Annotated in this window: 14 protein-coding genes; 1 reads left to right on the top strand and 13 read right to left on the bottom strand. The window is 63.7% G+C overall.

Features of this window, described 5'->3' with window-relative positions:
• Positions 1 to 44: 44 nt before the first annotated feature.
• The 13 genes from BUS06_RS17070 to BUS06_RS17130 form a co-directional block, all read right to left on the bottom strand.
• Positions 45 to 2,534, bottom strand: coding sequence for an ABC transporter permease (locus BUS06_RS17070; protein ID WP_143787614.1), 2,490 nt, complete (start codon positions 2,532 to 2,534; stop codon positions 45 to 47).
• Between the two features lie 101 nt (positions 2,535 to 2,635).
• On the bottom strand, positions 2,636 to 3,247 hold the full coding sequence (locus tag BUS06_RS17075; protein ID WP_074265334.1) for a DUF4126 domain-containing protein: 612 nt from the start codon (positions 3,245 to 3,247) through the stop codon (positions 2,636 to 2,638).
• Positions 3,248 to 3,473: 226 nt separating this feature from the next.
• Positions 3,474 to 3,794, bottom strand: a complete 321-nt coding sequence (gene sugE / locus BUS06_RS17080; RefSeq protein ID WP_074265335.1) for a quaternary ammonium compound efflux SMR transporter SugE — start codon at positions 3,792 to 3,794, stop codon at positions 3,474 to 3,476.
• A 95-nt stretch (positions 3,795 to 3,889) separates the two neighbouring features.
• Complete coding sequence (gene kdpE, locus BUS06_RS17085) at positions 3,890 to 4,588, bottom strand: two-component system response regulator KdpE (protein ID WP_074265336.1); 699 nt, start codon at positions 4,586 to 4,588, stop codon at positions 3,890 to 3,892.
• Positions 4,581 to 7,409 carry a DUF4118 domain-containing protein gene (locus BUS06_RS17090; protein WP_074265337.1) on the bottom strand — a complete coding sequence of 943 codons (2,829 nt, stop codon included), beginning with the start codon at positions 7,407 to 7,409 and terminating at the stop codon, positions 4,581 to 4,583. The genes kdpE and BUS06_RS17090 overlap by 8 nt, the downstream gene beginning before the upstream one ends.
• Positions 7,410 to 7,513: 104 nt before the next feature.
• A complete protein-coding gene (gene kdpC / locus BUS06_RS17095) occupies positions 7,514 to 8,092 on the bottom strand; it encodes a potassium-transporting ATPase subunit KdpC (RefSeq protein ID WP_143787615.1) in 579 nt (192 codons plus the stop codon).
• A gap of 51 nt (positions 8,093 to 8,143) precedes the next feature.
• Positions 8,144 to 10,228 (bottom strand): potassium-transporting ATPase subunit KdpB, encoded by a 2,085-nt coding sequence (kdpB, locus tag BUS06_RS17100; protein ID WP_074265339.1) that lies wholly within the window; start codon positions 10,226 to 10,228, stop codon positions 8,144 to 8,146.
• Between the two features lie 30 nt (positions 10,229 to 10,258).
• Positions 10,259 to 12,064: a potassium-transporting ATPase subunit KdpA gene (kdpA, locus tag BUS06_RS17105; protein WP_074265340.1), complete on the bottom strand. Its 1,806-nt coding sequence runs from the start codon at positions 12,062 to 12,064 to the stop codon at positions 10,259 to 10,261.
• On the bottom strand, positions 12,061 to 12,153 hold the full coding sequence (gene kdpF / locus BUS06_RS17110; RefSeq protein WP_074265341.1) for a K(+)-transporting ATPase subunit F: 93 nt from the start codon (positions 12,151 to 12,153) through the stop codon (positions 12,061 to 12,063). The genes kdpA and kdpF overlap by 4 nt, the downstream gene beginning before the upstream one ends.
• Complete coding sequence (locus BUS06_RS17115) at positions 12,150 to 12,263, bottom strand: hypothetical protein (protein ID WP_063495261.1); 114 nt, start codon at positions 12,261 to 12,263, stop codon at positions 12,150 to 12,152. Before BUS06_RS17115 ends, kdpF begins: the two co-directional genes overlap by 4 nt.
• Before the next feature lie 243 nt (positions 12,264 to 12,506).
• Complete coding sequence (locus BUS06_RS17120; protein ID WP_074265342.1) at positions 12,507 to 13,481, bottom strand: quinone oxidoreductase family protein; 975 nt, start codon at positions 13,479 to 13,481, stop codon at positions 12,507 to 12,509.
• A 56-nt stretch (positions 13,482 to 13,537) separates the two neighbouring features.
• A complete protein-coding gene (locus BUS06_RS17125) occupies positions 13,538 to 13,927 on the bottom strand; it encodes a methylglyoxal synthase (protein ID WP_074265343.1) in 390 nt (129 codons plus the stop codon).
• Between the two features lie 75 nt (positions 13,928 to 14,002).
• Positions 14,003 to 14,782 (bottom strand): SDR family oxidoreductase, encoded by a 780-nt coding sequence (locus tag BUS06_RS17130; protein WP_074265344.1) that lies wholly within the window; start codon positions 14,780 to 14,782, stop codon positions 14,003 to 14,005.
• A gap of 269 nt (positions 14,783 to 15,051) precedes the next feature.
• Here BUS06_RS17130 and upp point away from each other — a divergent pair, with 269 nt between their 5' ends.
• Positions 15,052 to 15,702 carry a uracil phosphoribosyltransferase gene (gene upp, locus BUS06_RS17135; protein WP_074265345.1) on the top strand — a complete coding sequence of 217 codons (651 nt, stop codon included), beginning with the start codon at positions 15,052 to 15,054 and terminating at the stop codon, positions 15,700 to 15,702.
• The last annotated feature ends 241 nt before the right edge of the window (positions 15,703 to 15,943 follow it).

A 15,943-nucleotide genomic window follows, 5' to 3' on the forward strand; every position in this document is an offset into this window, starting at 1 on the left:
AAAGGAATCGAAGAAAGAACTGCCCGGTTACTGCCGCTCAGGTATCACGCATCACGCAGCGATTGCAACGCGGGACGGGCCAGCACATGACGCAGGCTCAACCAGCCGCCGACACCCGCGCAAGCGATGCCTGCTGCGATACCGGCAGGCAGCAGCCATGGGTCGAAGTTCAGGTAGAAGAAAAACACCCGCGTCGCGAGTTGCCAACCCACCACTTCAGCGCCTGCCGCCGCCATCAGCCCGGCCAGCGCCCCTACCGCGACGAACTCCGCCACCTGCACGGCGCGCACCTGCCGATGCGACGCACCGAGCGCGCGCAGCAGCGCGGATTCTCGCATACGCTCGTCGCGCGTGCCCGCGAGCGCCGCGTACAGCACCAGCACACCCGCGGCGAGCGTGAAGGCAAACAGGAACTGCACCGCGCCGATCACCTGCTCCAGCATGCGTTGCATCTGCGCGAGAATCGGGCCCACATCGATGGCCGTGAGATTCGGATACGCACCGATCAGACCATCGATCGTCGCGCTCTTCTCAGGCGGCAAGTGGAAACTCGTGATGAAGCTGGCCGGGAAATCCTGCAACGCAGCAGGCGGCATCAACACGAAAAAGTTGACCTTGAACGAACCCCAGTCGAGCTTGCGGATGCTCGTCACCGGCGCATCGATCTGCAAACCGGTCACGTCGAAGCGCAGCGTGTCGCCGGTCTTCACGTGGATCGTTTTCGCGAGCCCTTCCTCGATCGAAATCTGCGGCGCCTTCGTGTCGCCGTACCACTTACCCCCAACGATCCGATTGTCGTCGGGCAGACTCGTCGTGTACGACAGGTTGAATTCGCGGTCGACGAGGCGCTTGGCATCATCGCTCTTGTACTGGTCCGGATTGATGGGCTTGCCGTTGATCGCAATCAGCCGCCCGCGCACCATCGGCGAGAGCGCCGCATCGGGCACGTCGTGGCTCTTGAGGTACTGCGTCACCCCTGCACGCTGGTCGGGCTGGATGTCGATGATGAACTGGTTGGGTGCGTCGGGCGGCGTCGATTTGCGCCAGCCGTCCACCAGATCGTTGCGTGTCATTGCAATCAACAGCAGACACATGAGGCCGATACCGAGTGCCGTGATCTGCAAGGCGCTGGAGCTGCTGCGCCGCTCGAGCGAGGCCAGCGCATAGCGCCAGCCAATGCCGGCATTGACGCGTTCGCTACGCACGATGCGCGCGGCGCCCCACAACGCGAGACGGGCGATCAAGGCAAAAACCAGCAGGCCGCCGGCAAAGCCGCCAGCGACGATCCCTCCCAGCTTCACTTCGCCGGCCGCCACGATCAGCAGTGCAGCGAACAGCACGATACCCAAGGCATACGCGGCCCATGCCGTGCGCGCCTCCTCGCCCCATTCGCGGCGCAGCACGCGCACCGGCGGCACACGCGTCAACGGCAACAACGGCGGCAACGCGAAGCCGAGCAGCAGCACGAGACCCGCCGCAATCCCTTCGACCGCGGGCCACGCGCCCGGATACGGCAGCACTACGTCGATCAACGTGCCCAGCCAGCTCAGCAACGCCAGATGTCCCGCATAGCCAAGCAGCACGCCGATTGCTCCGCCAAGCAGGCCGAGTCCGAGAAACTCCAGCAGAAACAGCGAACGCAGCGTGCGCTGACTGACACCGAGACAGCGCATCGCCGCGCAGCCATCGAGATGGCGCCGCATGTAGCGGTGCGAGGCCATCGCAATCGCGACCGCCGCCAGCATCGCGGTGAGCAGCGACACCAGGGTCAGAAAATGTCCCGCGCGATCGAGCGTTTCGCGCACCTGCGGCTGACCGTCCTTCAGCGATTCGAGCGCGACGCCGCGCATCTTGCCGTCGTCGACGCGAGCATGAGAAAAAGCCGCAAACTTCTCCACCGCCGGGCGCGCACCCGCTACCAGCAACCGGTACGTCACGCGGCTGCCGAACACGATCAAACCAGTGGATTTGAGTTCATCGTCACGCAGCATCAACCGCGGCGAAAAATTGACAAAGCCGAAGCCGCGGTCCAGTTCACGCGTGATGATCGCGGCGATCGTGAACGTGCGGTTGCCGACCCTCACCGTATCGCCGACATGCACCTTCAACGCGTCGAGCAGCGCCTGATCGACCCACACCGTGCCGGGCGCGGGAATCCCTCGCGCCTCGTGATCGGGCGCGTTCGGCGCAGTCGTAATGCGCAGCGCGCCACGCAGCGGATACGCCGATGTAACGGCTTTGAGCGCCGCCAGCCGCGAGACCGGCTGGGCGCCCATCGTACTGATCATGCTGGGGAAAATGGCGGTGTTCGCCATCTGCAGGCCAAGCGATTTGGCCTCGGTGCTGAATTGCGGATCGACGGGATGATCGGAGCGCACGATGAAGTCGGCGCCGATCATTCGCCGCGCATCGCGCTCAAGCCCCAGATGTAATCGGTCGGCGAGAAAGCCGACGCTCGAGAGGGCCGCCACGGCCAGCACCAGCGCCAGCAGCAGCATCGTCAACTCGCCTGCGCGCCAGTCGCGGGCGGTCATCCGCACGGCCTGCCGCACCAGATCGCCCGCGCTAAAACGACGCCCCGGCGCGGCGCGGACGACGGCCGCTGGCGGCGCCGGCGATACTCGTGCCGAATCGCTCAATCGTGCCGACTCCTGGCGAAGCGCGACACCATATGGGTCGCCATGCCGCGAAAGCCGCCCTGCACGCCGCGCCACAGACGCGGCAACACCCAGGCCGCCAGCATCAGAAAGCCGACCATCAGCAACAGGAACAGCACCGGGACGAAGAGCGCCAGCAACAAACCGCCGAACACGAGCCCATCCTCGGCGGTCGAGGTCACGATGTTCGAAACCGGCTCAGGCGAGAGGTTGATCAGCGCGCGCGTACCAGCCTTCGCCAGATGCGCGGTACCGGCCAACGTGCCGCCGGCGAGCGCCGCCACGGTCAGCAGCGCCGGATCGGCATGACCGAGCGCGCCGGCAGCCAGCACGGCACCGGCGGGAATCCGGATAAAGGTGTGAATCGCGTCCCAGAGGGAATCGAAAGCAGGAATCTTGTCGGCCAGAAACTCGGTGACCGTCAGCACAGCCGCCACCCCGATCACCCATGGCGAGGCCAGCACGGACAAGGTATCGGGAAGATGGACGAGACCGAGGCGCGCAAACACGCCGGCTAACAGGACGGTCAGATAGAGACGGAGGCCACTGCCCCAGGACAGGCCCGCCGCTAGCGAGAGAGGTTCAAGCATGGCAGCCTCCAGGCACGTTGCGCGTGCCGGGCGCTTCTGCCACTGCGGACACCCGCTGCAGCGAAGCTGTCAGACCCGCGCCAAGCCGGACGCGGGACAGATTAAATTGAGATCGACTTCATTATAGCCACGTTAATTCGCAGACCGCAGAGCAGACTGCAATTTCAGGCTCCAATATCCGCGAAAACCGGCTATAGACTGCAAAACGAGCAGTCAGGGGGCCGTTTTAATGGCCGGAGGAGAGTTTGAGTCCGATCAGGCCGATCACAATCAGGGACGCGCTGGCCACCCGCGCCACCGTCAACGCTTCGCCCATTATGACGATGCCAAAAATAAACGCGCCCACCGCGCCGATTCCGGTCCACACCGCGTAGGCGGTGCCGAGCGGCAACTGGCGCATGGCGATGGCGAGCAGCGCAAAGCTGCCGAGGGAAGTCACGACCGTGAACACAGACGGCCACAGCTTGGTAAAGCCTTCGGAGGTCTTGAGACCGGCCGCCCAAGCGACTTCGAGCAAACCGGCAATCAGCAGAAGAAACCAGGACATGAAACGACTCCATGATTCAGATGGGGCCGTCCCCGTTCGATGCAGATGCGCAAGGTCGTCCTTACGATCTGTAATTATATCAAGATTGGGCGCTCCTATGCGGCCCCAACCAGCCGGTATCCGACCCCCGTCTCGGTGACGATATGTTCCGGCTGCGCCGGGTCGCGCTCGAGCTTCTGCCGCAAATGGGCCATATAGATGCGCAGATAGTGATGGCTCTCCACATGCGACGGTCCCCACACATCGCGCAGCAACTGGCGGTGCGTCAGCACCCGGCCGGCATGCCGCACCAATGTGGCAAGGAGCCGGTATTCGATCGGCGTCAGATGGATCGCAGCGCCGTCGCGGCTCACCTGCCGCAACGCCAGGTCGACCGTCACCGCCCCGAAATGCACCTGCGGTGATTCATTGGCGCCGCCCTGGTTGCGCCGGCGCATATGGGCGCGAATCCGCGCCAGCAACTCCGACACGCCAAACGGTTTGGTCAGATAGTCGTCGGCACCGGCGTCGAGCGCGGCCACCTTTTCGGTCTCCTGGGTTCGCGCCGACAGCACGATCACCGGCAGGTCGCTCCAGCCGCGCAGTTCGCGGATCACGTCGAGCCCGTCGGTATCGGGCAAGCCGAGATCGACGATCACGAGGTCGGGCTTGCGCGTCGCGGCTTCCACGAGCCCTTGCTTGCCGGTCTCGGCGTCATGGACAACGATACCCTCGCCTTCCAGCGAGGCACGCACGAAACGGCGAATCTGTTTTTCGTCTTCGATCAGGACGACGGTGATGCTCGGGTCACTCATGGGTAGGCTTTGAAGTCTGCTTGGGGTACGGCTCGGGGGACATCCCCTCGTCGTTATCTTCCTGCACGTCGGGCGCAGGCGGGGGCGTCTCCACGGGCAGATTGAACCAGAAGCGCGCGCCTTCGACATGGCCGTCGCGCGCCACCCGGTTCATTGCGCCGATAGTACCGCCATGTGCTTCGACAATGGCCCGGCAAATCGCCAGGCCCAAACCGATACCAGGCTTGGCCGACTCTTTCTCGCCGCGGGTAAATTTCTCGAACACGCGCGCTTCCATGCCGACGGGCAGCCCTGGGCCGGTATCGTCGACGGTCACGCGGACGAACGGCTTGCCGTCCTCGTCGATGATGTCCGCGCCGATCGTGAGCGGAGTATCGGCCGGCGTGTACTTCGCTGCGTTCTCGAACAGGTTCGAGAAGAGCCGCTCCATCAGCACTGCGTCGAGTTGCAGCAGCGGCAGGTCCGGCGCCAGTTTCACCTGCACCGGGTGTTTCGCAAGCACGCGGCGGCATGCGCGCAGCGCGGCGCCCACGGTTTCTTCGAGCAGCGACCACTGGCGGTTCAGTTGCAAACCGCCCGCCTGCAAACGCGCCATGTCGAGCAGATTGGTGACGATGCCGGTCATGCGCAGCGCCTCCTCGTGGATCGCTTCCACGAGTTCGTCGCCAGGCTGCTTGACCGCCTGGCCTTCGCGGGTCTGCGCGAGCATCGACGAGAAGCCGACAATCGTCGTCAGCGGCGTACGCAGATCGTGCGAAATGGCCGACAGCAACGAATTGCGCAAGCGCTCCGACTCCATGTTGACGAGCGCGTCGCGCGCGATGTCGACGTAGTGCACCCGCTCCACGGCGAGCGCAATCTGCGCGGCAAACGCGTCGAGCATGCGCTGCTGCTCCGGTACGGCAAGCTCACGCTCGTCGCGCATCACCACCGCCAGCACGCCGCGCGTGCGCATCGGCGCCTTCAGCGGCAAATACAGTGCAGTGGCGGCCGGCAGCGTATCGGTGCCATGACCGGCCGGCTTCTGCTGGTCATACACCCACTGTCCGACGTCGATATCGAGCGATTCGCCTTCGAGCGTGATCGCTGCATCCGGATCTTCGATCTTCTGCTTCACCTGATCCGCGCTATCCGGCAACAGGATCGCGACGCGCGCGCCGAACACTTCGCTCACGTGACGGCTGCCGATGCCGACGATCTGCTCCATCGTCAGCGCCGCGGCCAGCTCGCGCGCCATCGCGTACATCGCGCCAGTGCGCTGTTCGCGACGCCGCGCGACGCTCGCCTCGCGGCGCAGGCTCGACGTCAGGTGGCTGATCACCAGCGAGGTCAGCAGCATGCCGAAGAAGGTCAGCAGATACTGGGTGTCGGACACCGAGAACGACATGCGCGGCGGCACGAAAAAGTAATCGAACGCCGCCACGCTGACAAACGACTGCACCACGCCCGGCCCGCGTCCCAGTTTGACCGCGGTGAAGATCACCCCGAGCAGGTACAGCATCACGAGATTGGTCAGGTCGATATGGGCGAACAGCTGGCTGGCCACTGCGGTGATGCCCGCGCAGATCGCAAGTGCCCAGCCGTATGCACCCGGCGGCGAACGCCGTTCGCGAGCTGCGGAAAGCGCCTCGCGCCACGCGTTCACGCCTTCGTCGGCGATCGTACGACGCTCGAGGCCGTCGCGTTCCGACGACGCGCGAATCAAGGTCAAGTCGAGATCGCCGGCCTTCTCCGCGATGCGATCGCCAAGCGGGCGGCGCAGCAAGCGCGCTACACCGATACGCGCGGACGCTCCTGCTACCAGCTTCGAGACGTTGCGCACGCGCGCATAACTGATTAATGCGGAGACCGCATCGGCGCCCGCGAGCGTGGCGGTTTCCGCGCCGAGTTCGGCGGCAAGCCGCAACGCGTTAAGCGTGCGCTCACGACGCGCTTCCGGCAGCCGTTGCAGCTTCGGTGTCTCGACATACACGGCCAGCCAGTCGGCTTTCAGACTGGAGGCAAGACGGGCCGCGGCGCGCACCAGAATCGGCGCTTCAGGACCTGGGCCCACGCACACCAGCAGCCGGTCGCGCGCCTGCCAGATACGTTGAATCGAACGATCGGCGCGGTACTCACGCATCTGCGCGTCGACCCGGTCCGCCGTGCGGCGCAGCGCCAGTTCACGCAGCGCGATCAGGTTACCCTTGCGAAAGAAGTTGCGCACCGCGCGCTCGGCCTGCTGCGCCAGATAAACCTTGCCGTCGCGCATCCGGTCGAGCAGTTCCTCGGCCGGCAAGTCGACCAGCGTGACTTCGTCGGCACGGTCGAACACGCGGTCAGGCACCGTCTCCCATACGCGGATGCCGGTGATCTGTCCGACCACGTCATTGAGGCTTTCGAGGTGTTGAACGTTGACCGTCGTGTAGACGTCGATGCCCGCATCGAGCAGTTCGTAGACGTCCTGCCAGCGCTTCAGATGGCGTGCGCCCTGCACGTTCGAATGCGCGAGTTCGTCGACGAGAATCAGTTGCGGCTTGCGGGCGAGCGCGGCATCGAGATCGAATTCTCCGAGCTTGCGGCCGCGGTATTCGATATGCGCGAGCGGCAAAACCTCGAGCCCCTCGAGCAGCGCCGCGGTCTCACCACGGCCATGCGTTTCGGCGATGCCGACCAGCACATCCACGCCTTCGTCGCTGCGCCGCTTTGCGGCCTGCAACATCGCATACGTTTTGCCCACACCCGCCGACGCACCGAAGAATATCTTCAGCTTGCCGCGCTGGCGTTTTTCTTCGTCGCGTTGCAGCTTGTCGAGCAACTCGTCTGGATCGGGTCGGTTCATGCGGTGTGGTTAGTTATGGTTCTGTTCTGTTCGATCATACAGCGCGCTCTACAAAAGCCAAAGACGGCGCCAAACCAGCCGCCGTCCTTGTCACGACTACAGACTTAGCCTTGATGCGCAGCGTCGAGTGCGAGATTGAGCTCCAGCACGTTGACGCGTGCTTCACCGAGCACGCCGAACTGACGGCCGCTGGTGTAGCGGTCGACCAGCGCCTGCACGTCGTTCGGCGACATCTTGCGCGCCTTCGCGACGCGGTCGATCTGGTAAGCCGCCGCAGCCGGGCTGATTTCCGGATCAAGGCCGCTACCCGACGAGGTCACGAGGTCGACCGGGACCGGCTTCGACATATCGGTACCCGCCGCCTTCAACGCGTCGAGACGGCCTTTGACTTCATCCGACAAAGCCGGGTTGGTCGGTCCGATGTTCGAGCCACCCGAACTCGTCGGGTCATACGGTTTCGGACTAATGGCCGACAGACGGCCCCAGAAGTACTGCGGCGCATCGAACTGCTGGCCGATCAGCTTCGAGCCGACCACCTTGCCGTTCTGCTCGATCATGCTGCCGTTGGCCTGATCGTGGAACGCAGCCTGGCCCACGGCCGTCATTACAGCGGGGTAAGCGAGTCCCGTGATCGCCGCCAGCACGACAAAGATCACGATAAGCGGACGAAAAAGTTTCATGATTGGCAATCCTTTTAGACGCAGCCGGCAGCCCACGCCGCCGGCCGCTGCCTGTTAAACCCAGCCGAACGCGGCCAGTACCATGTCGATCAGCTTGATGCCGATAAACGGCACGATGATCCCGCCGAGGCCATATATCAGCAGATTGCGGCGCAGCAGGATCGAAGCACCGAGCGGCCGGTACTTCACGCCCTTCAGTGCCAGCGGAATCAGCAGCACGATGATCAGCGCGTTAAAAATCACCGCCGACATGATCGCCGAGGCCGGCGTCGCCAGATGCATCACGTTCAGCGCGTTCAGCGCCGGATACGTCGTAGCGAACGCAGCTGGAATGATGGCGAAGTATTTGGCGACGTCGTTGGCAATCGAGAACGTCGTCAGCGAGCCGCGCGTCATCAGCATCTGCTTGCCGATTTCGACGATCTCGATCAGCTTGGTCGGGTTCGAATCGAGGTCGACCATGTTGCCGGCTTCCTTCGCCGCCTGCGTGCCGGTATTCATCGCCACTGCGACGTCGGCTTGCGCCAGCGCCGGGGCGTCGTTGGTACCGTCACCGGTCATCGCCACCAGCTTGCCTTCGGCCTGGTGCGCGCGGATCGTCGTCAGCTTGGCTTCCGGGGTGGCTTCCGCCAGGAAGTCATCCACGCCTGCTTCGGCTGCAATCGCGGCTGCCGTCAGACGGTTGTCGCCCGTCACCATGACGGTCTTGATCCCCATCTTGCGCAGCTCGGCGAAACGTTCCTTGATGCCACCCTTGACGATGTCCTTCAGCTCGATCACGCCAAGGACGCGTGCACCGTGCTCACCCTTCTCGGCCACCACCAGCGGCGTGCTGCCGCGCCGTGCCACTTCGGCCACCGCGTTGTTCACTTCAGCCGGATAGCGGCCACCGTTTGCTTCGACGTAGGTCTTGACGGCGTCGGCCGCGCCCTTGCGGATCTCGCGGCCAGGCAGATCCACACCGCTCATCCGCGTTTGCGCGGTGAAGGCGAGGAAAGTTGCCTGCAACGAAGCCATGTCGCGGGCGCGGATGTTGAAGCGCTGCTTGGCGAGCACGACAATACTGCGGCCTTCCGGCGTTTCGTCAGACAACGACGAGAGTTGCGCAGCATCGGCAAGCGCTTCTTCGGTCACGCCCGGCGCCGGCACGAAGGCCGAAGCCTGACGGTTACCGAGCGTGATCGTGCCGGTCTTGTCGAGCAGCAGCACGTCGACGTCACCGGCCGCTTCCACCGCACGGCCCGACGTCGCGATCACGTTGGCCTGCATCATGCGGCTCATACCGGCCACACCGATGGCGGACAGCAGGCCGCCGATCGTGGTCGGAATCAGACACACCAGCAGTGCCACGAGCGCGGTGACGCTCACCACCTGGCCAGCCTTGGCGGCTTCGACGGAGAAGATCGAGAACGGCAGCAGCGTCGCGGTAGCGAGCAGCATCACGATCGTCAGCGCGACCAGCAGAATCGTCAGCGCGATTTCGTTCGGCGTCTTTTGACGCTTCGCGCCTTCGACCATCGCAATCATGCGGTCGAGGAAGGCTTCGCCCGGATTCGCCGTGACGCGCACGACGATCCAGTCGGACAGCACGCGCGTGCCGCCCGTTACCGACGAAAAGTCGCCGCCCGATTCGCGGATCACCGGTGCGGATTCGCCGGTAATTGCCGACTCGTCCACCGATGCCACACCTTCGATCACTTCGCCGTCAGCCGGGATCACGTCGTTGGTTTCCACCAGTACGACGTCGCCCTTGCGCAGATCGGAAGCCGTCATGATGCGGATCGGCGACTTCGGATGCGGCTCGTTGAGCTTTTTGGCCATCACGTCTTTCTTCGCACTGCGCAGCGACGCAGCCTGGGCCTTGGAACGGCCTTCAGCGAGCGCTTCCGCGAAGTTGGCAAAGAGCACCGTGAACCACAGCCACAGCGACACCGCGAGGATGAACCCCGCGGGCGCTTCGGCCTGGCCGCCCAGCGCGGCGATCCAGAGGATCGTCGTCAGAATGCTGCCGACATACACGCAAAACATCACCGGGTTGCGAAACTGGGTGCGTGGCGTGAGTTTCTTGAATGAGTCCACGATCGCCGGACGCACTAGCGCCGGATCGAACATGGACCGCGTTGCATTATGTTCAGTCATTGAAGCCTCGTTTTTTCCTGGTTGCCCGGATCAATGGCCGGCGATCATCAACAGATGTTCGACGCCTGGGCCAAGAGCGAGCGCAGGCACGTACGTCAGTGCGCCGACGAGCAGCACGGTGCCAAGCAGCAGCACCACAAACAGCGGACCATGCGTAGGCAGCGTGCCGCCGGTGACAGCCAGGCGTTTCTTGGCTGCCAGCGAGCCGGCAATCGCCAGCACCGGCACGATCGTGCCGAAGCGGCCAAACCACATCGCGATCGCCGTCAGCCAGTTGTAGAACGGCGTATTCACCGACAGTCCCGCGAACGCGCTACCGTTGTTGTTTGCAGCCGAGCTGAACGCGTAGAGAATTTCCGAGAAGCCGTGCGGACCGGGGTTGGCGATACCGGCCTTGCCCGCATCGCTCAGCACTGCGATCGAGGTCCCCACGAGCACCAGCAGCGGCGTGAGCAGCACGACGATCGACACCATCTTCATCTCATACGCTTCAATCTTCTTGCCGACATATTCAGGCGTACGACCGATCATCAGGCCTGCGACGAACACGGCGAGCAGCGCGAACACGAGCATCCCGTACATACCGGAGCCCACACCGCCGAAGATCACTTCGCCCAACTGGATCAGCAACATCGGGTAGAGGCCACCGAGCGGGGTCAGCGAGTCATGCGTGTTGTCGACTGCACCGCACGACGCCGCCGTCGTGGCGACCGTAAAGATGCCCGACTGCGCGATGCCGAAGCGCGTTTCCTTGCCTTCCATGTTGCCGCCCGACTGCAGCGCATTGGCGGACTGATCGACATTCAGTGCGGTAAAGGCCGGGTTGCCTGCCTGCTCGGCGCTGATTTCACCCACCACACAGGCGGTGAAGGCAATCGTCATCACGGCAAGTACGGCGATACCCTGCCTGCGGTCCGCGATCATCCGTCCGAACACCAGAGCCAGCGCCGCGGGAATGATAAGGATCGCGACGATCTGCAGGAAGTTGCTGAACGGCGTCGGATTTTCATACGGATGCGCCGAGTTCGCGTTGAAGAAGCCGCCACCGTTGGTGCCGAGCATCTTGATCGCTTCCTGCGATGCCACCGGGCCCATCGCGATAGTCTGCGTCGTCAGCTTGGTGTCGACCGTCACCGCATTGCCCTTCGCATCCTTCACCGGGTTACCTTGTGCGTCGAGCTTCGGCGCGGCATAGGTAGTGGTCTGCAGGGTCGGCACGTCCTGATATGCCTTGAAGTTCTGGATCACGCCCTGGCTCATCAGCAACGCGGCGATGATGGCCGCCATCGGCATAAGCACGTACAGCGTTGCCCGTGTGATGTCGACCCAGAAGTTACCGATGGTCTGCGCCGTGTGCCGGGCAAAGCCACGAATCAGCGCGATCACCACGGCGATGGCTGTGGCTGCGGACAGGAAGTTCTGCACCGTGAAGCCAAGCATCTGCGTCAGATAGCCGGTGGTCTGCTCAGGCGTGTAATCCTGCCAGTTGGTGTTGGTGACGAAGCTGACAGCCGTATTGAAGGCGCTGTCGACCGACATCGGACCGAACTGCTGCGGGTTGCCTGGGAGCCAGCCCTGCACGCGCAATATCAGGTACAGGAATAGCGTGCCGAGCGCATTCAACGCGATGGTGGCGATCGCATAATGCTTCCAGCTCATCTCGGCCGACGAATCGACGCCGGCGATGCGATACAGCACGCGCTCGAGCGGACCGCCGAAGCGGACCACGCGGGAGGTGCCATCCATCACGCGCGTGATATAGCGCGAGACCGGTACGGCGAGTGCAAGCAGCACGACCAGATAAATGACCGTTTGAAGGACATTGTTCGAGTTCATTCAATGTCCTCCGCGCGCAGCAGCGCATAGACCAGGTATATGAAAAGCAGCGCAGTGGCAGCGCCCGATAACCACAGAATCCAGGTCATGAGCGTGCTCCCTGGCCACGCCGGAACTGCATCAACTTCTCGCAGCCGGCAATCAAAGCAAAGGTCAGCGCTGCAAATAGCACCATCCCCCCGACATACAGCACATCCATTTGTGTTCTCCAGTAGCGGACTTTGGATGGGTAGAACGTTATGCCGATCGGCGTAAAGTCCTGGTCAAAGATGGCAGGGGCGATGTAAAAAATGTGTAAACGAAAAAGGCCGTTCCGGTGTGGCTGGAACGGCCTGGCGCGCGTGGGGGCTGGCTTTTACGGCGGAGAGACCATGCTCGTGCGGAGCGTGGTGCGGCGCGGAATTTTTATGGCGCCGCTATTACACCTTGATGCGGACTGCGGCTACGGCAGCAGCACCGTCGAACCGGTGGTGCGGCGGCTTTCCAGTTCGGTGTGCGCCTTCCCGACTTCGGACAGCGGATAGCGCTGGTTGATGCTGGTCTTGACCTTGCCCGACACCAATACGTCGAACAGCTCCGCCGACATCGCCTCGTAATCGCTCCGCTTACCGATGTACGTAAACAGGGTTGGCCGGGTGAAGAAGAGCGACCCGCGTCCGGCGAACTCGGAGGAATCGATCGGCGGCAGCGGACCCGACGCATTGCCGAAGCTCACGAACAGGCCGAGTGGTGCGAGGCAGTCGAGCGAGGCGGTAAACGTGTCCTTGCCGATCGAGTCGTAGACAACCGGCACGCCCGCGCCGTTGGTGATCTCGCGCACGCGCTTGGTGAAGTTCTCGCGCGTGTAGACGATGGGGTGGTCGCAGCCATGCGCTTTAGCGATCTCCGCCTTTTCGTCCGAGCCGACCGTGCCGATCACCGTCGCGCCCAGCGCCTTTGCCCATTGGCACGCCAGCAGGCCGACGCCGCCAGCAGCCGCCTGGATCAGGATCGTGTCACCTGCCTTAACCGGATAGGTCCGCCGCAACAGATACTGCGCGGTCAAGCCCTGCAGCATCACCGAGGCGGCCTGCTCGTAGCTCAGCGCATCCGGCAGCTTGACGACCTGAACCGCGGGCAACACGCGCTCCTGGGCATAGGCGCCCGGCGGACGCGCCACATACGCGACCCGGTCGCCGGTCTTCAGACCCGTCACACCGGCGCCCACCGCCGTGATCTCGCCGGCCGCTTCCATGCCGAGACCGCCCGGCAGCGGCAAGGGGTACAAACCGGTACGGAAATAGACGTCGATATAGTTCAGGCCGACCGCATGCTGCCTGATGCGGATCTCGCCATTACCCGGTTCCCCTACCTCGACATCGACCCACTTCATCACCTCGGGGCCGCCTGTCTTATCGAAACGAATTGCCTTGACCATGATGTTTCCTGTCGACGTACAAGTTATCTGCGATGAGTGAATTCGAGGTGCGAATCTCAGACCTTCTCCGCGAGCCGCAAGGTCAGAACGTCAAGAATCATCCGCGCCGTCGAAATGTTGGTCGCACACGGCACGTTGTGGACGTCGCAGGCACGCACCAGCGCGTTGATATCCGGTTCGTGAGGCTGCGGCGTCATCGGATCGCGCAGGAAGATCACCATATCGACGCGACCTTCGGCGAGTTGCGCACCGATCTGCAGATCGCCGCCGTGCGGGCCGGACAGCATTCGCTCGACGTTCAGCCCATGCGTGTCCGCGATTCGCGAGCCGGTCGTGCCCGTTGCAACAATGTCGCAACGCCGTAGCGTGTCGACGTATTCGCCGGCAAGCTGGACGATGGCGTCCTTTTTGTGGTCGTGCGCAATCAGCGCGATGCGGGTCGTCATGAGGGACTCAATCTCCAGATCCAGATGTGTTGTTGTGGTTGTGATTTCGGGGTGTGGCGCTGAAACAGCGACCGCTCAGAAGGTGCCCGGATAGGCGCCTCCATCCAGCAGCCAGTTCTGCCCGGTGATGTAGCCGGCATGCACGCTGCACAGAAACGCGCAGGCGCGGCCGAATTCATCGCGATTGCCGAAACGGCCCGCCGGAATCGACGCCATGCGCTGCTTACGTGTTTCTTCGACGGACAGGTGTTGTGCCTTCGCCTGAGCGTTGATGGTCGTGGCAATGCGGTCGGTGTCGAACAGTCCCGGCAGGAGGTTGTTGACCGTCACGCCGTCGCGCGCCACCTTGCGCGCGAGGCCGGCGACGAAACCGGTCAGACCCGAGCGGGCGCCGTTCGAGAGGCCCAGCACGTCGATCGGCGCCTTCACCGCCGAACTCGTGATGTTGACGATCCGGCCGAAGCCGCGCGCGATCATCGGATCGATGGTAGCGCGGATCAGTTCGATCGGCGTCAGCATGTTCGATTCGAGCGCGCGGATCCAGTCGTCGTGCGTGAAGTTACGGAAGTCGCCGGGCGGCGGCCCACCTGCGTTGTTCACGAGGATGTCCGGCTCCGGACAGGCGGCGAGCGCAGCCGCGTGCCCTTCCGGCGTGGTGATGTCGCACGCCACGGTCTTGACCTTGACGCCGGTTTTGGCGCGGATTTCGGCGGCGGTGGCCTCGAGCGTCTCCGCCGTGCGGGCGACGATCACCAGATTCACGCCCTCGGCGGCCAGCGCTTCCGCGCAGCCGCGGCCGAGCCCCTTGCTTGCCGCGCAGACCAGCGCGGTGCGTCCTGCGATTCCCATGTCCATCTGCCCATCCTCCTCTATCTCTTCCTGATCCTATGACGGCGCGGCGGAGCCTCAGAAAGGGCAACGCCACGACTGCCGCTTGCGCCCGAGCGGACGGTTTCCCCCGATTCTAGAAGAAACGGTGCCTGACTGCCGGTGGCCCCCGCAATCTCCGGTATCTTCGGACAGCAGTTTCGGTAAACTTGCAGCGCGTGGCGAGCCCGCCTGCCGGTTTTGCCGGTTAAACGGGCCGCCGACCGATTCCTCTTGCCGCCGCTAGCGCTCCCGCCATGACACAGGACAGCCGTTTCCCCAATCTTTTCATCCTCGATCACCCGCTGATCCAGCACAAGCTGTCGCATATGCGCGACCGGGACACCTCGACGCGCACCTTCCGCGAGTTGCTGCGCGAGATCACGCTGCTGATGGGCTATGAGATCACCCGCAACCTGCCTATGACCACGCGACGCGTCACCACCCCGCTGCTCGAGATCGATGCACCGGTGATCGCTGGCAAGAAACTGGCGATCGTGCCGGTGCTGCGGGCCGGCGTCGGCATGTCCGACGGCCTGCTGGAGCTGATTCCGTCGGCCCGCGTCGGCCATATCGGCGTGTACCGGGCGGACGACCACCGGCCGGTCGAGTATCTGGTGCGGCTGCCGGATCTGGAAGACCGGATTTTCATCCTGTGCGATCCGATGGTGGCGACCGGCTACTCGGCGGTGCATGCCGTGGATGTGCTCAAGCGCCGTGGCGTGCCGGGCGAAAACATCATGTTCCTCGCGCTGGTGGCCGCGCCGGAAGGCGTGCAGGTGTTCCAGGACGCGCACGCGGACGTGAAACTTTACGTAGCGTCGCTCGATTCGCATCTGAACGAACACGCGTATATCGTGCCGGGGCTGGGCGATGCGGGTGACCGGCTGTTTGGGACGAAGAACTGAGTTTGAAAGAGTCGCAGCGGCGCTAAATTGGCGCCGCAACCCCAACAGGCACGCTCTTTCGCGTCGCCACCCCTCTGCCGCACCCCCGCGGCATGATAAAATTCGCATCCGCTCATCAAGCGGCTCAACTTGCACAATCGCCCGGCGCATCACGCCTTTGCGGGGTCCGCGGGACCCAGTTCAGACCGGTCCGGTCCGATTGCCGGGCGCTTCAGGTTCAAGATGAAATGGGTCGGACATC

The sequence above is a fragment of the Paraburkholderia phenazinium genome (assembly GCF_900141745.1).
In the GTDB taxonomy this organism is placed as follows: domain Bacteria; phylum Pseudomonadota; class Gammaproteobacteria; order Burkholderiales; family Burkholderiaceae; genus Paraburkholderia; species Paraburkholderia phenazinium_B.